General features: G+C 46.0%; 12 protein-coding genes. 5 read left to right on the plus strand and 7 right to left on the minus strand.

Annotated elements, in window-relative coordinates:
- Position 1: 1 nt before the first annotated feature.
- The 3 genes from AC5YB3_RS16310 to AC5YB3_RS16320 form a co-directional block, all read right to left on the minus strand.
- On the minus strand, positions 2 to 2,299 hold the full coding sequence (locus AC5YB3_RS16310; protein ID WP_494525729.1) for a hypothetical protein: 2,298 nt from the start codon (positions 2,297 to 2,299) through the stop codon (positions 2 to 4).
- A 339-nt stretch (positions 2,300 to 2,638) separates the two neighbouring features.
- Positions 2,639 to 3,847, minus strand: a complete 1,209-nt coding sequence (locus AC5YB3_RS16315; protein WP_494525730.1) for a NupC/NupG family nucleoside CNT transporter — start codon at positions 3,845 to 3,847, stop codon at positions 2,639 to 2,641.
- A 324-nt stretch (positions 3,848 to 4,171) separates the two neighbouring features.
- Positions 4,172 to 5,119, minus strand: a complete 948-nt coding sequence (locus AC5YB3_RS16320) for a LysR family transcriptional regulator (RefSeq protein ID WP_006082852.1) — start codon at positions 5,117 to 5,119, stop codon at positions 4,172 to 4,174.
- Positions 5,120 to 5,339: 220 nt separating this feature from the next.
- Between AC5YB3_RS16320 and AC5YB3_RS16325 the strand changes: the two genes are divergently transcribed.
- Entirely contained in the window at positions 5,340 to 6,323 is a 984-nt protein-coding gene (locus tag AC5YB3_RS16325; protein WP_494525731.1) for a dienelactone hydrolase family protein, read from the plus strand.
- Between the two features lie 145 nt (positions 6,324 to 6,468).
- Here the strand turns inward: AC5YB3_RS16325 and AC5YB3_RS16330 are convergent, their stop codons facing one another.
- The 4 genes from AC5YB3_RS16330 to AC5YB3_RS16345 all read right to left on the minus strand — a co-directional run bounded on the left by AC5YB3_RS16330 (position 6,469) and on the right by AC5YB3_RS16345 (position 13,526).
- Positions 6,469 to 7,761, minus strand: coding sequence for a c-type cytochrome (locus tag AC5YB3_RS16330; RefSeq protein WP_494525732.1), 1,293 nt, complete (start codon positions 7,759 to 7,761; stop codon positions 6,469 to 6,471).
- Positions 7,761 to 8,294, minus strand: coding sequence for a (2Fe-2S)-binding protein (locus tag AC5YB3_RS16335; RefSeq protein ID WP_006082848.1), 534 nt, complete (start codon positions 8,292 to 8,294; stop codon positions 7,761 to 7,763). Before AC5YB3_RS16335 ends, AC5YB3_RS16330 begins: the two co-directional genes overlap by 1 nt.
- The gene (locus AC5YB3_RS16340) at positions 8,291 to 11,188 is read right to left on the minus strand and encodes a xanthine dehydrogenase family protein molybdopterin-binding subunit (protein WP_494525733.1); all 2,898 of its coding nucleotides are present in this window, start codon (positions 11,186 to 11,188) and stop codon (positions 8,291 to 8,293) included. Before AC5YB3_RS16340 ends, AC5YB3_RS16335 begins: the two co-directional genes overlap by 4 nt.
- 1,321 nt (positions 11,189 to 12,509) lie before the next feature.
- On the minus strand, positions 12,510 to 13,526 hold the full coding sequence (locus tag AC5YB3_RS16345; RefSeq protein WP_494525472.1) for an IS110-like element ISSba19 family transposase: 1,017 nt from the start codon (positions 13,524 to 13,526) through the stop codon (positions 12,510 to 12,512).
- Positions 13,527 to 13,985: 459 nt separating this feature from the next.
- Between AC5YB3_RS16345 and AC5YB3_RS16350 the strand changes: the two genes are divergently transcribed.
- The 4 genes from AC5YB3_RS16350 to AC5YB3_RS16365 all read left to right on the plus strand — a co-directional run bounded on the left by AC5YB3_RS16350 (position 13,986) and on the right by AC5YB3_RS16365 (position 16,933).
- Complete coding sequence (locus AC5YB3_RS16350) at positions 13,986 to 14,942, plus strand: IS1595-like element ISSod11 family transposase (protein ID WP_494525734.1); 957 nt, start codon at positions 13,986 to 13,988, stop codon at positions 14,940 to 14,942.
- 115 nt (positions 14,943 to 15,057) lie between these two features.
- Entirely contained in the window at positions 15,058 to 15,945 is an 888-nt protein-coding gene (locus tag AC5YB3_RS16355) for a hypothetical protein (protein ID WP_372838124.1), read from the plus strand.
- Positions 15,932 to 16,348 carry a hypothetical protein gene (locus AC5YB3_RS16360; RefSeq protein ID WP_372838127.1) on the plus strand — a complete coding sequence of 139 codons (417 nt, stop codon included), beginning with the start codon at positions 15,932 to 15,934 and terminating at the stop codon, positions 16,346 to 16,348. Before AC5YB3_RS16355 ends, AC5YB3_RS16360 begins: the two co-directional genes overlap by 14 nt.
- A gap of 240 nt (positions 16,349 to 16,588) precedes the next feature.
- A complete protein-coding gene (locus AC5YB3_RS16365; protein ID WP_263198266.1) occupies positions 16,589 to 16,933 on the plus strand; it encodes a hypothetical protein in 345 nt (114 codons plus the stop codon).
- Positions 16,934 to 17,268: the final 335 nt, after the last annotated feature.

The raw sequence follows: 17,268 nt of genomic DNA on the forward strand, positions 1-17,268 counted from the left end.
TTTATGGCAGAGGTTTAAAGGTGAATTCATAGGGGATATCGACGGGGTCTTTAGAGATCGTCATATAACTCACCTTGGCGGCGGGGCCTGCGATACTTAAATAGCGACCATCGACCAGCACCTCGTTTATCCGCTGCTCAGTATTTTCGGGGAGTCGAATGGTTAACAGATTGCCTTGGGCATCTTCGACCTTAAAGTAATTTTTAAGATCGCTACTTGGCTCATTGCCATATCCGGTTTGCGTCAGCCAAGACTCTAAATCGATTAACCAAGGGCGGTCGGTTACAGCCAGTTCTAAAGGCTGCCAGTGAATATCACCTTGGCAATGGATCTTGCCCTTGATCTGTTTATCGTAGAAAAACTGCCGCACGCGGTCTGGGGTCATCAAACTATAGGCTGACCCGTTTGGGGCGTTGGGATCAAACTGCCAAGTGACGGGATTTTTACCCTCATTAAAGCCTTGATCTATTTCAGGTTTGCAGGCGCTTGCCAAGGCAGCTGACATGGGAATATACAGATTATGACCATTGTCAGTTACAGGTTTTATCCCTTGGATCGTACTGAACTCATTTTTTGCAGCATCTAGCGCCGGATTGATAAAACTACCTAGGCCAGCGTTACCAAACTCGGTGGGAGGATTAGCCAGATTTTTGTTGTAGTCGCTAAATTGTACAAAGCGGATCGTTTTGGTTTGAGTCAACTCCGGCTGGGGTTGTTGCTCAATTAACATCAGGGTTTTAGGAATTTCATCCAGCTTGAGTAACAGTGCGTTGCTGGTGAGGTGATGGTTCTCATCGGCCCCAATCAATTGTTCTAGCAGCTCCTTTTCCGTCGCCGTTAGCCAAGAGGGATGATTACCTTCGCGACGGGCCTCAGCCATCATGCCTTTAAATTGTTGGAAAGGCAGATTAATACTCTGATCCTCACTCTGCTTTGACACGACTTTAAAGAGTTTCGCCTCGGCATCGAGCACTTGGATTGTTAGGCTGGCATCGCCAACCGTGTAAGGTGTTGCCAGCAGTTCATCCCACGACTTTTCGACTATCTTATTCGTCTGTGGGATAAGTGTTAGCTTGGCAGTAATATGGTCTATCTGTTTGAGTTTATTCGCGGTGTTATCCCACCCAGTCGCAATAATATCGGTTGCAGACTCTATCGAGGGATTATAATTCCTCGCCCAACCTTTGCCATGCTGCCAGAAGTGAATGTCAATTGGTTTGCCGTTAGCATCAAAGGCGGTTAAGTCCTCATAACGCACATCGGCTTCCACATATTGCGGACTCATATTGTGGACAAAGCGCAATTGCAGATCTTCTGGGGTATCAGTGCCCCAAGGGCCAAGATTATCTAAAATACCTTGTTGTTCAGGTAATAAGGATTGTATAAATGCCTCATTATTGGGGCGATATTCCTGCGGTATATCGCTAATGCGGTACAGTTCTTTTTGCCGATCATCCCTATCGCGCTCAGCATCAAAGCTATCATCGGCATGCCAAAGCGTGCTCATGATGTAAGGGCGATCCTTAGGCGCCATTACGGTTCGGTGGGTAAAGGTACGCCCTTGGCGCTCTTCCCGTTGAAAAAACGCCATGCTCTCTAACCAACCGGTTTTGCGGTTAACTTCGAACTTGCCATAGGCCTTATACTTGTCTTTCTCCCCTTGTAATACGGCGATCAACTTATCTTCACTGACCTGTTCAACCGTCCAAGTTAAGCGCGCATCCATGGGGGCTTTGATGCTATAACCTACGCTAGGCTCAAGCGCCACAGGCAAGGTTGGGGCTTGTTTAAACAAGTTATTAAGATTTTGCCAGCGCTCAAATAACTCCTTGATATCTTTTTGATCCATCTTGGCAATGGGGGTCAGTTGGCGGACTTCACCATTGTTAAATTCCACATTAAAGCCATCTTTAACCAACTGAACGATTTCATTGGACTTGCCTTTGGGGTCAATATTGCTCACCGGGATCGGCATGCCATAATCGCTAATTTGCAGCAGGTTAGGTTGGATAAAAAAGCGGGCGTTATGGGTTAACTGTGTGGTTAAGTTGACCGCCTTACCCTCTGCATCTTGTAATTGGTAATCCAGCAGTAATCGTGCCTGCAACACTTTGCGAGTTTCGAAACCATCGTTGAGGCTTATGGTGGAAATAATCTGATACTCGCGATCTGTGGGTATATTCGTCGTAACCGATTCGGAGGACGTCGTTGAGTCATCGCAGGCGGTTAACAAGAGTGTGATACCTGCCACTGTCAGTGCGATTGCGGCGTAAACTGCCTTGTATTTCCCTGTGGCCATTTGTGCTCCCTTGGCTACGCATGTTATTGAAATGTAAATGTATTAATCTTGGTTTGGCGACATTATACACAAAAACTATCTGAGGCAATAAAACGACGTCATCAAAATGTGAGCTTAAAAGGCGAGCAAGCAAGGTAAAGAGACTGTCCGTGCTTATTTTGTTTACGACGAGGTTTAGGTCAGTCGTGCGGCTATAAAGGCGAGTTTAGCTGGGGCATAAAACAAAACCCAAACCAAGGCGTGCTTGATTTGGGTTTACGCTGGGATCCGCTTTTTCTATTTCGATGCTCGAGATCAGTGATTGATACTCGAGGACAGAAACCTGTTATCGAAAACAAGCTACAGCGAGAGGATCACGCTGGCGATTGCCGCACTCATCAGGTTAGCAAATACGCCAGCGGCAATGGCGCGAAAACCATTACGGGCGATAAATTCGCGGCGCTCTGGCACCATGCTACCCAGTCCACCGATCAAAATTGCCATAGTGGAAATATTCGCAAAACCACACAGGGCAAAAGTCACAACGGCCTGAGAATGGGCACTCAGTTGGTCTTCGACTTTCATTAACTGGATGAAGGCAACAAACTCATTGACCACGATTTTTTGGCCGATCAGTGAGCCCGCAGTAATGGCTTCATGCCAAGGAATACCCAGCAGCCACGCCATAGGCGCGAACAGATAACCGAGCAAGAATTCGAAGCTTAACTGGTAACCGAACCATTCACCCACTGCGCCTAACATACCGTTCAGCAGGGCGATAACACTGACAAAAGCTAGCAGAGTGGCACCAATCCCGACTGAAATCCGCATGCCAGACATAGCGCCATCGGCTAAGGCTTCAACCACATTGGTGGCGCGTGGCAATTCGACAGAGGTGATTTCATCTGAGTTGTTTTTGTCATTTTCGTTGGGTGGCATGAGGATTTTTGCCATCAACAGACCCGCAGGTGCTGACATAAAGGCAGCGGCAATCAGATAGTTAAGATCGACACCTAAAGCGGCATATCCCACTAAGGTGCCGCCCGCGACTGAGGCTAAACCACAGCTCATTACCGCGAAGAATTGCGAATCGCTCATGTGCTTTAAATAGGGTTTTATCACCAGTGGCGCTTCAATCATGCCGACGAAGATATTCGCCGTGGCAGATAAAGACTCGGCGCGGCCCGTGCCCAATAAACGCTGCAGACCACCACCAATAATGTTGATCACCTTAGGCATAAGACCAATATGGTATAGAGCTGAAATCAGCGCCGAGAAGAAGATGATGATACCTAACACATTGATCGCAAATACGAAGCCGACTTTACCCGTGGCGAGATCGCCAAACAGGAAACTAATCCCTTCGTTGCCATAGGCTATCACGCTCGACACGCCCGCCGTAACAGATTGCAATACGGCCTTACCCGCAGGGACGTAGAGCACTAACAGGGCAAATATAATTTGTAAGCCTAGGGCTAAAATCACAGTGCGGTAGGGAATGTTCTTGCGGTTCACTGACAGTAACCAAGCAAAAAACAAGATGCTAATCATGCCTAATATCGCGGTCATAATGGGTTTATTCTTTTGAGTGATAGAAGAAGTCGCGCATTGTAGGCCGAGTCAGCGTAAGGGCAAGTCGAGGGCGTTACTGGGCTGTTACGATAAAAGCGTCGAAAATATAAACAATTTAAGTTGCTGTTTATGCAGGATAATAAAATAAATTTCGGCTACTGTTGCCCAGAGGAAATAATATTTGTGTCTGTGGCAATAATCGAAATCACGCCACAGACGACTTTCGGCTGGTGCAGTAGTCAGTGCTGGTTTGAAATGCAGCTTAAGTGAATACAGTTAAATGACAGGAGCTTAAATGACAGTAGCTTAAGTGGCTGCAGTTTAAGTGACTGTCTTACCTAACCAAGGTTTGAGCTTTTTATCCCAGTAGGGCGGGTGGCCGATATGGGACTTTAAACATTCGATAATCACTTTGTACTTAGTCGGTAAATGGCGCCGCCTTGGGTAAACCACGTAAACGGGCATCTGTTGCAGCGGTTTCCAATCGGGTAAGAGTTGAATAAGCTTGCCGCTTTGAAACTCATCACTGAGTAAATACGTGGCCACGTAGCCTATACCTCTTCCTGCAATCACAGCATTACGCACAGCTTCGGCTAAGTCGACACGGTAATTCCCCGCGACATTGACGGTTTGCTCAATGTCATCCTTAGCAAAACTCCATCGATCATAATTACGGCTTTTACTTTGATAGATAACACAATTGTGCTGAGCTAACTCCCGTGGATGGTGCGGAATGCCGTGCTTGAGCAAATAATCGGGGGAGGCGACCACCACAAAGTTAGTCTCGGCGAGATGCTGGGCGATATAACCTTCGTTCAGCTGTTCATGGTTAGTGATCCACAGATCGAGACCTTCCTCTAGCATATCGGCCTTATGGTCGAACAGGCTCAGCTCAAATCGTAATTCGGGATACTTTTCCTGCAACACTTCCAGCGCGGGGATGATGTGTAAGGTGCCAAAGGATTGGGAAGAACCGAGGCGAATCGTCCCGCTAATGTCGTCACGGGCATCCAGCATCATGGCATCGGCATTTTGCGTTGCTTCAAACACTTGCTCACAATAACGCGCAAACTGCTGGCCCGCGTCAGTTAACACTAAGGTGCGCGTGGTGCGCTGCACTAACAGCAAGTTCAGCTCAGCTTCCAACGCGCCAATTTGCTTGCTGACATAGGAGGTCGAGGTTTTTAACTTAGCTGCCGCTTGGGTAAAACTGCCACTGGTCACCAGAGTGTGAAATATCACCATCTGGCTAGCTCTATGTTGTATCACGCCAAGCCCTCTAGAATCTAAATCGCTATTTTAAGCTAGCCTAGCCTTAACCGACAGTCGTTTGTGCCAATCGTGTGTTATTTCAAACCAAGCTTACAAAACAGCACACGTTAAAGTCAGTTGCCCTAAGTACGATTATTCCTTTACTCTTGAGTTAAATCTTAACACCCACAAGCTAGGGAAGTGACCTGTGGTTAGCTTGTTCAACGGAGGAATAACGATGACACAGCAAGACAAGCAAGCCGTAGCAGAAACAAGCCAGATGAGTGTTCAGAAAGTACAACCGATACCGCAGGAAGCCTTTGACTGGTATGACGAATATGCCCACGGCATTATCGACCGCCGTGAGTTTATGGGGCGGCTCGCAGGACTGGTGGCGCTAGGGTTTACCATGACAACGCTCACGGGCGCACTCATGCCGAACTATGCCCTTGCCGAACAAGTGTCCTTTAACGATCCGAGTATTCAAGCCAGCTATGTTAAGTTTCCCTCGCCCAATGGTTACGGTGAAGGGCGTGGTTATTTAGTGATACCCAATGAATTATTGCTCGCGGGCAGTGCCGCTGGTGAGCCCAAGACTTTAGACCCCAGTAAAAAAGCTGCTGTGGTATTAGTGGTGCACGAGAACCGTGGCCTAAATCCCTATATCGAAGATGTGGCTCGTCGATTAGCGGCGCAGGGTTATATCGCCTTCGCCCCCGATGCACTTTATTCCCTCGGTGGTTATCCCGGCAATGATGATGCTGGCCGCGCCATGCAAAGCAGTTTAGACAGAGCCAAAATCGAGCAGGACTTTATTGCCGCCGCGCAGTTTTTAAAATCCCATCCCCAGAGCAATGGCAAACTCGGTGCCGTGGGTTTTTGTTTTGGCGGCTATATCGTCAATATGCTGGCCGCGACGATTCCCGATGAGCTCAATGCTGGCGTACCTTTCTATGGCACGCCTGCCGCTGCAGAGCTGCGTAGCCGCGTGAAAGGGCCGCTAATGTTGCAGTTTGCTGGGCTCGATCAGCGGGTGAACGACACTTGGGCCGAGTACGAAACCCAACTGAAAACCAATAAAGCCGATTATGTCGCCTATCTTTACCCGAATGTGAATCACGGTTTCCATAACGACTCAACAGGACGATACGATAAAGCCACCGCCGAGCTCGCTTGGGCGCGCAGCTTAGCCTTCTTCGATACTCGACTGCGTGGTGAGTAAAGCTGGCTTTATTATTGAGCTGATTAATGAGTAAGTGATAAATCCAAATGAGACGTAAAAGTTCACTCTGATACCTGTGTGCATTTAAGCAAAAGCCGACGCTAGCGTCGGCTTTTATCTTAAATCTCCCACATACTTATGCGGGTTAGTCGTGCTCGAGGATCACTTCTTTCAAGCTTTGGATGGTCTTCACATCGAGATTACCGGGTTGTGTGCTCCAGGTGAGTCTTAGGTAATTGGCTAAGTCTTTAATCTGCTCGTCGCTTAACTCATCAGCATATCCCGGCATGGCATAAAAGCTGGTGGTGGCGTTGTAATGCTGGCTTTGAATACCTTTTAGCATCACGGCGACGATATTGTGCGGACTGGCCTTATCTAAAGTGGCGTTTCCTGCCATCGCGGGGGCGACATTAGGGCGACCTTCACCATTTTGACCATGACAACCGGCGCAGTAACCTTTGTAAAGCGTATAGCCTGGCAGTTCAGGTTTATGGCCGTTAAAGGTGAGAGCTTGTGGTTTAATATCTTCGTCGGTATCGAGCAGATAACTGCTGACCGCGCGCATATCATCATCGGTTAAGTGGCTAAAGCTGTGATACACCACGGGATACATGCCGCCAAAGACAGTACCTTTTCGGGAATAGCCTTCAGTAAACAGCGACTTAAAATCCTCATGGGTCCAGTTCTGCCTGTTAAGCTCGGCGGGGCGAATGTCCGATGCTTCAAGCCCTTCGATAATCGCGCCCTCAAAGTGCTTGTCCTGCTCCATGGCAAACATAGTGTCTCTTGGGGTGTGGCATTCACCGCAATGCCCTAGGGCATTGACTAAGTAATTGCCACGATTCCAATGCTCGCTTTTTTCCTTGTTCGGGGTAAATTCCTTTGCATCGTGGGCGACTAAGTTCCAAGCTTTTAGGCCAAAACGCAGGTTAAACGGAAAGTAAACATCATTGTCGCGATTGGCTTGCTTGATGGGTTTAGTACTCATCAAATAGGCATAAATCGCCTTAGTGTCGTCGTCCGTCAGCAGGCTGTATGACGTGTAGGGCATAGCAGGGTAGAGGTTGCCGTTGACGCCAACACCGTGGTGCATGGCATCAAAAAAGTCCTCGTAACTGTATTTGCCAATCCCAGTTTCTTTATCTGAGGTGATATTGGTCGAGTACACAGCGCCAAAGGGGGTTTCGAACGGCAAACCGCCCGCGAGTTCGCGCCCGCCTACCGCAGTATGGCAGGCCACACAGTCGCCTATCTTCATCAGATACGCGCCGCGTGCGATGTCGCTACTTGTTGTATTGCCACCTTCATCGGCAGCGCTGCTGGAACAGGCGAGCAAACCTAGCCCTAAACTCAGGAGTAGATTGTGACTCAGCAGATTTTTTATTCTACTAATGTGCGAGAAATGGCGCGGGAAATAGCGCAGATTGGCTGATGTCATCACAGGGTTAGCCCCTTAGTCTTGAGGATCAGATCTTTGACCGCCGCATAGTATTTTACGTAGCCAGTACAGCGGCATACGTGTTCACTCAAGGCATCTTCAACTACTTTTTCAACTTGATCTTTAGCGATAGGTTGTCGCTCTAATCGCTCAAGCAGCGCAGTCGATTCGTTGACAAAGCCCGAGGTACACCAGCCACATTGAAACGAGAAGTGCTCTAAAAAAGCCTCTTGCACTGGGCTCAGGGCGGTGATTTCGCCAAGGGAGTTTTGTCTAGCATGACCTTCGACAGTGCGGACGCGTTTACCATTAAAACGCTCTACACCATTGATGCAGGTACGCACCACTTCACTCATGCCTTGCTCGTCGTCGACGATCACAGTGCAGGCGTGGCATACGCCCGCGCCGCAACCAAACTTAGTGCCTGTGAGGTTTAAGTATTCGTGTAGAAACTCAATCATCATCACACCATCGGCGACTTCAATCGGGCCTACGGCTTGGTTATTAATGGTCAGTTTAATAGACTGGCTCATGCCATGGCCTCCTTAATTTTTTTCGCTGTCATGGGTAAATCGTAAAAGCGGACATGGGTTGCTTGATACACGGCTTCAATCAGCGCCGCGACCACAGGGATCATCACCACTTCGGCGATACCACGGCTGGGATCGTTATCAGATAACTGCGGCAATATGGTATGACGTTGATCCCACACGCCCACATGCCGCGCTAACGGCACCTGATAGCGATTGAGGTTCCACGTACCATTGCCAGCGCCGGCTTCAAATGGCGGTAAGCCTTCATGCAGTGCATGGCCAATTCCCATCGCAAGGCCACCTTGAATTTGCCCTTCGACTAATTCTTTAACAATCACTTTGCCCGCTTCTAACCAAGTGTGAGAACTCAGTAGCGTGACTTCGCCATTGCCTTCGTTAACGGCCACTTCAACCAAAGTGGCGCAGGGGGCGTAGTAAGTCACCATGGCATTGTTCAGTTCGGCTCTGGGATAACTCATGGCTTGACGATCGATCAAGTGATAGCCGTTAGACTTCATGCTGGCTTGACGCGCTTTGATACTCATAGTCGTATCGGAAGTTGCCGCAAACGTCGCGTTACCTTCGCCGTATTGCAGCGCCAGCGCATCGAGTGCTAAACGCTCTTTAGTGCCAAGAATGTCGAAATCGGCTTCGGCCCAAGCCCAGCGATTAAAGGCATGGCCCATCACGCCGACCACTAAGCCCATGTCGTGGGCGCGTTTCGCGAGAATATCGATCGACAGTGGCGGAAAGCCCAAGGCGGTTAACTTGCCATCGACCCAGCGACCATCGCGGGCGTTATGCAAATTAGTCGAGCCCATTGGCGTGTTAAAATACAACTCGTTCCAAATCGATACCGCCGCAGGCCACAGGCCGTGACGGTAGATCACGTCGGCGGCGATGCGGGTGACATGGCTTTGATAATAAGCCGACATAGATGCCGACGATGCCATAGCTTTAACCGGTGTCCAGCGTGGATTGGCCGCCATTTCATCTTGGCGTTGCTGCGAAATAATATAAGGATTATCGGTTTGCACTAATTGCATCGCATCCCAAATATCCACTTCGGCGAGTTTTACCTCATCGGCAAAGTTGCCGAGGGCATCGCTGACCACAACAGCTTGGGAGGTTTGTGTCCCTGTGCCCATTTCGATAAAGCCGATTTCTAGGGTGATTTTACCGTCTTTCGCTAGGCGAACCGCCGCACTTGGCGCCGCTGCGCCCGTACCATAATCTTTGGTGGCGATACCAAAACCGACGCCGTAACGCATCCCCGGATGTTTGGCCTCATAGTCCTTTTTATTCACCGCGCGGTTTTGCCACACGGGATCTTGTTCGGCCATGTCGAGCATTTCACGGTAACGCAAAGTACCGTTAGGAATTGCGCCTTGAGTATTACGCTGGCCAGACTCCATCACGTTGGCGGCGCGCAGTTTAAAGGGATCAACCTTTAACTCGTCGGCTATCTCGTGGATCATGCATTCCATCGCTGTCATCGATTGCAGCGTGCCATAACCGCGCATCGAACCCGCATCTGGGTTACGCGACGCATAGGCGGTGGCGATAATATCGTTACGCGGTGTGTAGTAAATGCTTTGCATCGCCGTAGCGCCAACTGAGGTTACAGACGGAGTAAAGTTCACTCGTCCGCCGCCATCGACTGTCATCTGCGAAGTTAAGGCTTGGATTTTTAAGGTCGATTTATCCACCGCTAAGCGGCTTTTCATGATGAACGGATGACGCTTAAGCCCAGATTGGAATTGCTCGAATCTGTCATTGGCGAGTCGAATTGGCCCCTTGGCATAAATGGCCGCGAGCACGCCGTAATAGGGGAATATCGAATGGTCTTTCGCGCCAAATCCACCGCCGATATAAGGCGAGTGCACCACCAGATGTTTTACCTTGCCTGCCAGTGGCCCAGATAACAGCATGTGCACTGCCATCTCTTGAAAATCCTGCGGCGACTGCGAGGTAATCACAGTATGGAATGTTTGGCTAGTTGCGTCATACCAGCCGTTAAAGGCTTCGGGTTCCATCATCATAGGATCGATGATCTGGGTGCGATATTCCCGCTCTAATACTTGCCACTGTTGATTGGCTTGGGCGCTAGCAATCTGCTTATCTATCTCACCCGCATAATAAAGCCCGCGCTCTGACACTGTCCCTTTGGCATTCGGATTGCCTAACCATTCTGGCTTGCGATCTTTTACGCTAGGGAAAAATAGCCCATCGTGGAGTGGGCTGTATAAATCTTCCCTTGCGCCATTTTCACCTTCTACTCGAATAAGGCGCCAGCTGGCGTACGGGTCTTTGGTGTCCGACACAAACGGCGTTTGCTCACCAAAGCGCAGTAAGGTCTGGTCAAATTGCAGCAAGGATTTAGCTTGCTTAAAGGCGGGGAAACTGTCGAACAACAATATTGCCACCGCATGACCTAAGTAGTCGGCGGTTTGCCCCTCGGCCAGTAACATGTTGTCACCGTAAAAATCGGGCAGCTTGATTTTATCACGGGCCAGATCGGCCGCAGTGATCACTTTATAGGGCTTAGCCGACGCGGGCAGGTGGTCGAGGGAAAAGCCTTGATAAACATGGGAGGCATCGGCAGCGCGTAGAATAAAAGCGTAACCTTGCTGCTTGGGCCAGCCTTCCATGTCCATAGCGCGGTAATCACGGCCATAGACCTTTTGGCCTGTGACCTTCGCTATGCCGTCGTTACGAAACTTAGGTTTGGATTGACCATTAACCTGAGTTTGCCATTGGGCTGCCAGTTCAGGTGAGACAATCGCCGCATTCGCGCGACTCATTTCCCACAACAAAGGGGCCGAATATACGGCAACCCCGCCAATCACACATTGCTTGATAAAGGTCCGGCGTGATGTATTAGATGGTTCCATATCTCAACCTCAGTTGTGCTTCCGTGTCATATCAGCCGCGCTGCTTGGTATCGCCCGATATAGGCTTGTTGTCGATCGACTTTTTATTGATTGTTGCGACATAACTTTGATAAACACTGAATGTAAATTTACATTAGCCACGTTAGCATGTAGGGCTGAAAATGCAAATTTAGGCGGTTAATCGTTGCAGTTTTGACCAAGCTAAATCAGAGTGTAAAACCCGTGTTATCAGGCTTCTGCAGTGATGTTCGTACTGTGATTCAACTCAGTTACGTTATGCCTGAATTTTGCTCAGTGCTCTTTGCGCAGAGCCCTTGAGCAATGCACTCAATTGGGGCTTATTTGCATGTCGAAATATGACCATTTGCCAAAACAAGACCGCCTCACACAGCGAGACTTCATGCCACTGCAAAATCAAGAGATAGTGTTATTTGATGGCGATTGGTTTAGTCACATGCATTCATATCAACATTATTAAATCAGTGCTTGCTTAATTACTTGATTTATAATGCTAAAGTTATAGACAAGTGTACGCTATGTCGCTATCTTAGGTTTTTAACAAGGATGAGCTTTAATCGCGTACCCGCGATTCGAGTCACTTGCATCAGGACGATGTGTCTTTTCTCTTTCTTAGATACCCAACTCCTCCTGCAAATTGGTGAATATGCTTTGGCACTTATGCTTGTTGTCATAGTGCTCAGTGGCATTGTGCTCAATGTTCAGCAGTGGACGTTTTGAGCTAGTGCGACCTTGTTTTGATTGATGGCTTGGCTGACTAATGTTGGCGAAGTGCGGTAGCAATGGGGAAGCTTTGTCGGTTCACAATTTGTCGTTTCACAAAGTAGTGAACTGGTAATTTGCGGCCTAGCGGCCGAGGTGAATCAAGGTCGTGGGTCTTCAACCCACACCCGACCAAGAGGGGATCAACAGCAATTCCCTCTTGGATCTCCCTTGCCGCCCCCCAACGGAGTTGAAAGCCCCTTGGGCATTTAGCGTCCTTATGCTATCGCGTCAGACGCTCGTCCCTGATTCGACTGACGCTATCTCGGCATATATGGACCCATCCGGTTTGCAAGACATTCGATAGCGATTTTGAGAAGAGTTCATTGCACCCATATATCCGGCCTGTTATTGAGGTATGCCTCTGGCCCTGATGGATATCTGCTTCTACTGTCCTTATCATCCTTGCGGCTTCATTATGAGCCTATGCCGAGCTAAGGTTTTCGGTAGATCAGTCTGACTGTCTCATCATCAATTCAAGTGTCTTAGCAACTTGCTGGTTGGTTGGTTAATTATTAACGTTTATTGAATCTATTCAGCACTATACTGGAAGTCGATATTCTTCGTCATGCGCCGCGATAACCCATGCCATTCTCGCGAGTTTATTGGCGACGGCTACACAGGCTCGGTTAAAACCTCGGCGTTCTGCTAACTGGATTGCCCAGCAGCTAAATTTATCCTGTTTATGACAACTGTGTTGCAACACGGCTCTGGCGCCGTGGATGAACAGGGTGCGTAAATACGCATTTCCCCGTTTGCTTATCCCAAGGAGGTTATCTTTACCTCCACTGCTGTGTTGCTTGGGAACTAAGCCACACCAAGCTGAAAAGTGCCTGCCATTAGTGAAGTCTTTACCGTCACCTGCGGCGGCATAAAAGGCGGTAGCGGTGACTGGACCAATACCTGGGATAGTTTCTAAACGCTGGCAAATCACATTGTTCTTAGTTTCAGTGAGCACTTGAACGTCACAACCCTTAAGCCGTTTTTCTATATCACTAAACTCTTCATATAACTGATAAAAAATGGCCCGACCTTTGGTGGTTAGCGCATTGGTTTCATCCGCTAAAATATCTGGGAACTGTACTTTAAAAGCCGATTTACTCTTGGCTATCACGATGCCGTATTCCGCTAACATCCCTCTGACTTGATTGATTAAGGCGGTTGATTGTTTAGTTAATCGTTCGCGCATGCGGTGGAGCAGTTGCACATCTTGCTGCTCAACGCTTTTGGGTTTTACAAACCGCATACTGGGTCGCTGCGCAGCTTCAGCGATGGCTAAGGCATCGTTGTAGTCATTTTTATTACCTTGCCGAAAAGGCACCACAAATTGAGGTGCGATTAGCTTGACGTTATGGCCCAACAGCTCAAATTCTCTGGCCCAATAATTTGCCCCACTACAGGCTTCCATCACAATCAGACACGGCTCAATTTGAGCAAGAAAGGGAAGTAAGTCTTTGCGTCTAAGCATTTTCTTTTTAATTAACTTGCCAGCTTTATCGACACCAACAGCATGAAAAACAGACTTTGCGATATCTAAACCAATTGTAGTAATCTTCATAAGTGGACCCGTCCTCTTTCTGATGAGTTTTAGCGACTACATCGTGGCCCATTGCGAGGCCGATTAAAAGTGGATGGGTCCATTCCATTATCCATGCCTCGATCACGCAACGAATGCAAATGCCCTGCGGCAACTCCGAGGGGATGGTGTACTCCTTAGGCTCTGGCGTTGTTTTTCAATTGTTAATTAGTAAAAATTATGCATATTTTAACTTTTATTGGGAACCATACATTGCCAGCTTTGAACTGCTCAGTGACTTTGTGTTACTTGAATGCTAACTGAAAGTGGATTATGTTCTTGTTTTATCTTGGTTGGTCTGATTTATTTTTTGGTTATGGCTGTTGCGTTTAAGTTTAGTAGTAATGAGTTGTAAGCCCCTTAGCCAGGGTTAATCAACTCTGCGATACTGTATGAATATAAGGGCTATCCATTTAGCACCACCAGTGTCAATATGTAGTAATGAAAACTTCATCGTATCTATTAAAAGCTGGCGTCGATTACCCTACAAATTGGGACGAATTTGTTGATTGGTTTCATGATGAACAATCTTGCACCAGCTACCTTTATGCACTTCGTTGGCCAAACGGATTCATTTGTCCAAGCTGTTCGAGCCATCAATCACCTTATCAGTTAAGTAATGGCAAGTTAAAATGTCATGCTTGCCGTTCTCAATGTTCAGTAACATCAAGTACACTTTTTGACAAAACAAGAACCCCCATGAAAAGTTGGTTTGCAGCTGTTTGGTTTTTTACAAATCAAAAGAATGGGGTCAGCGCTCTTGGAGTCCAAAGGCTATTAGGTCTTGGGAGTTATCAAACAGCTTGGTCTTTAATGCACAAGTTAAGATATGCCATGGTTGATCCTGAAAGAGATAAACTGTCCGGCATCGTAGAAGTTGACGAAACATTAATAGGTGGTGTCATTCCAAAATCATCTATTAAAAATCAACAGGGTAAACGTAAAGCTGTAGTTTTGGTGGCTGTTGAGCTGCTATCACCCTCTGGATTTGGGCGAATACGTTTAAGGCAAGTAGAAAGTGCAACTAAAGAACATATCCATCAATTCATTCAAGATGTAATAGAACCTGATAGCACAATTTGTAGTGATGGTTCTCAAGCATACAAACAAATAGACAAAAAAGGATATAAGCATAATCGGATAGTGCATTTAGGTTCATCTGTACCTGCACATGAAACAATGGCTGGGGTACATCGAGTCTCATCATTATGTAAAAGATGGCTTTTAGGTACGTATCAAGGCGCGGTAAAGGCTAAGCAACTTGATTATTATTTAGACGAGTTTACATTTCGCTTCAACAGAAGAAATTCAGATTCACGGGGATTATTATTCTACAGGTTGCTTGAACAAGCTGTGCGCTCTAAGCCAATAACGTACCAATCAATTAAAAATCGATAACCACAATATATAGTGGTTGGTTGTGCTAAGTGGATAGCCCTTATGAATATTCAACTAATCCATTACTTGATAATGATGTAAAACTCGTAACAATTTGTATTTAAAGAGTATGTACATGTCCAATTTACGGCGTAAAGAGAGCGATCTCTGCATCAAAATTGATTTTGAGAAGAATTCTCGTAATCCTCAGCGTGTTTTCAACTCTATGAGTCATTTGATTTCTTCAGTTGAAGAGTTTCATTCATGCCTCCTGAGTTCTGTTTCTGCTGAAACTAAGTCAAGTTTCTTACTTTCAGATATCAATGAAGGCTCAATTAAATCATGGCTATGTCCAGAAATTGAAGGTGATGTAACGGAAGCTCAGAAATGGAAATTAACCAACTTCTTAAATTATTGCACTGACTTAGTTATATCCTTTATCTCCGATAAAAATACTATAGAATCGTTAGATATTTTAGCTGACCTAGAAAAAGAAATTGCTACTGCTGCTTTGAAGTTTGAAGTAGAAGAGTTTCCTAATGTCTTTTCACTAGATCGTTACCGCTTGCTAAAAGGTTACACTGAATTGTCACAATCAACGATAGAGTTGAACGATGTTGATCAAGTTTATTTAAATTCTCGCGGCGAGTCGAAAATCATTAATAAGAATTTTCATCTAACCAAAGATGATGTAGATGCAATTCTTATCGAGAAAGTTGAGAAAAATACTAAAACTGAAATATTAGTAATAAAAAAAGCTGATTTCATTGGAAAGTCAATGTGGGATTTTTTACGTAATAAATCTACTATTTCTGCTCGTATCACTCATGAAGACTGGCTCAATAAATTTCATTCTAGAGTTGAAATTGTAGCTCCTGGAGATGGACTTCTATGTGATCTAGTTACTACAGCATATTTTGATAAAAAAGATAATTTAATCGACACGAAGTTCGAAGTTAAGTTCGTTCATAACAAAGTTGAAGTGATGGATATTCAACAAGAGATGATGTATGACAACGAGTAAATCAAATCAAGATGCTTGGCTAATACTTTTGTCGGAATACTTGTTTATTTTCCTACCTTTTCTAGTAATAGGTATTATTAAAATATATAAGTCTGACTTCTCAACATTTTTTCAAGCCGCTGACTGGAGCTTCGCTGCATCAATTTTGTTTGGTCAAGTAATCGTAAAGTTGGTATCAGGGTCTGTGATACACAAAAAGTCGAATTGGCAAAGAGTAGTTGTTTTACTTTCTTTTATTTTAGTTTTGGGCTTAGTTCCTAGCCTAATTGTATTGGCATTAATTCTTATTGATGGTGGCACCTCTAGTTTTTTAGTAAATATGCAGCTTGTTCTCTTTACGTTAGCTTCTGGTGTTTTTTTCTTCGTTGGCAGCGCGGCGCACACTATGATAGACGAGGGTTAACAAGGATGTGAAAATTGTGAAAATGGACGTCCATCGTTAATGGCGCGGTAGTTAATATCCTGTTATGCTTGAGTTAAACATTAAACAAGGAGGTTTGTATGCCGCGCCCTCGCAGAACCCAGATAAGCCTTGAAGATGCGCCTTTCTATCAAACCATAAAATAAAAGAAATATGGCAGATATTATTATCTGGGTTCTGGTTTGATAGATGGCTGATTTTTGAGCCTTGGATGATTAAAAATTGATTCGATATCTATTATTCGTATTCTTTGCTCTTGTGGCATTTTTGGGCAATGCGGTAGCTGGCGAATATCAGCTTGATTGGCATGTCCCTGACGAGGAGTTGATTTATCACTCCTGCGGTTGTGCTGATTCCTGTTGGGTTGCCGAGGTTCGCCAAGCTAAAGTGGAAAAACTGATTATCGCCAAACTGAGATGCGACTGCGAAAAACTCTATTTTACTGATAAAACTGGTGTAGAACGGGTTGTTGCTGAAAACTGTGATGACTTAAACACCGACAATAAAATGGATTTGATCCCAGAGCGAATTAATCAACTTCAGTCACATTTAAATACCCCTCGTTAACTCTTTTTATCATTGTGTTGAATGGGATTTCACAATTTTTATCTTTAGGAAATTGCATGAAAAAATTAGTTTTTTTGGTACGAGCATAGTGCTTGCTTTGACACTTGTTATCGGCCTTGCAGTTGATTTGATAGTTGAATTTAAGTCTGAATCGATTTTTATGCAGATGAATATTTTTAGCTTCAAGTTATTATTTTCGTTACTTAGCATGCTTTGTGTATATATTGCTATTGCAGTCACTTTTAATTTTAAAGTGTTACCTATGCTTATAGGTAAAGATTATCCGTCAAATTACTTTAGGTGGTCTAAGTTTCGATATCTAGAAGTTTTCTTTT

The sequence above is a fragment of the Shewanella sp. 1311 genome, from assembly GCF_059338235.1.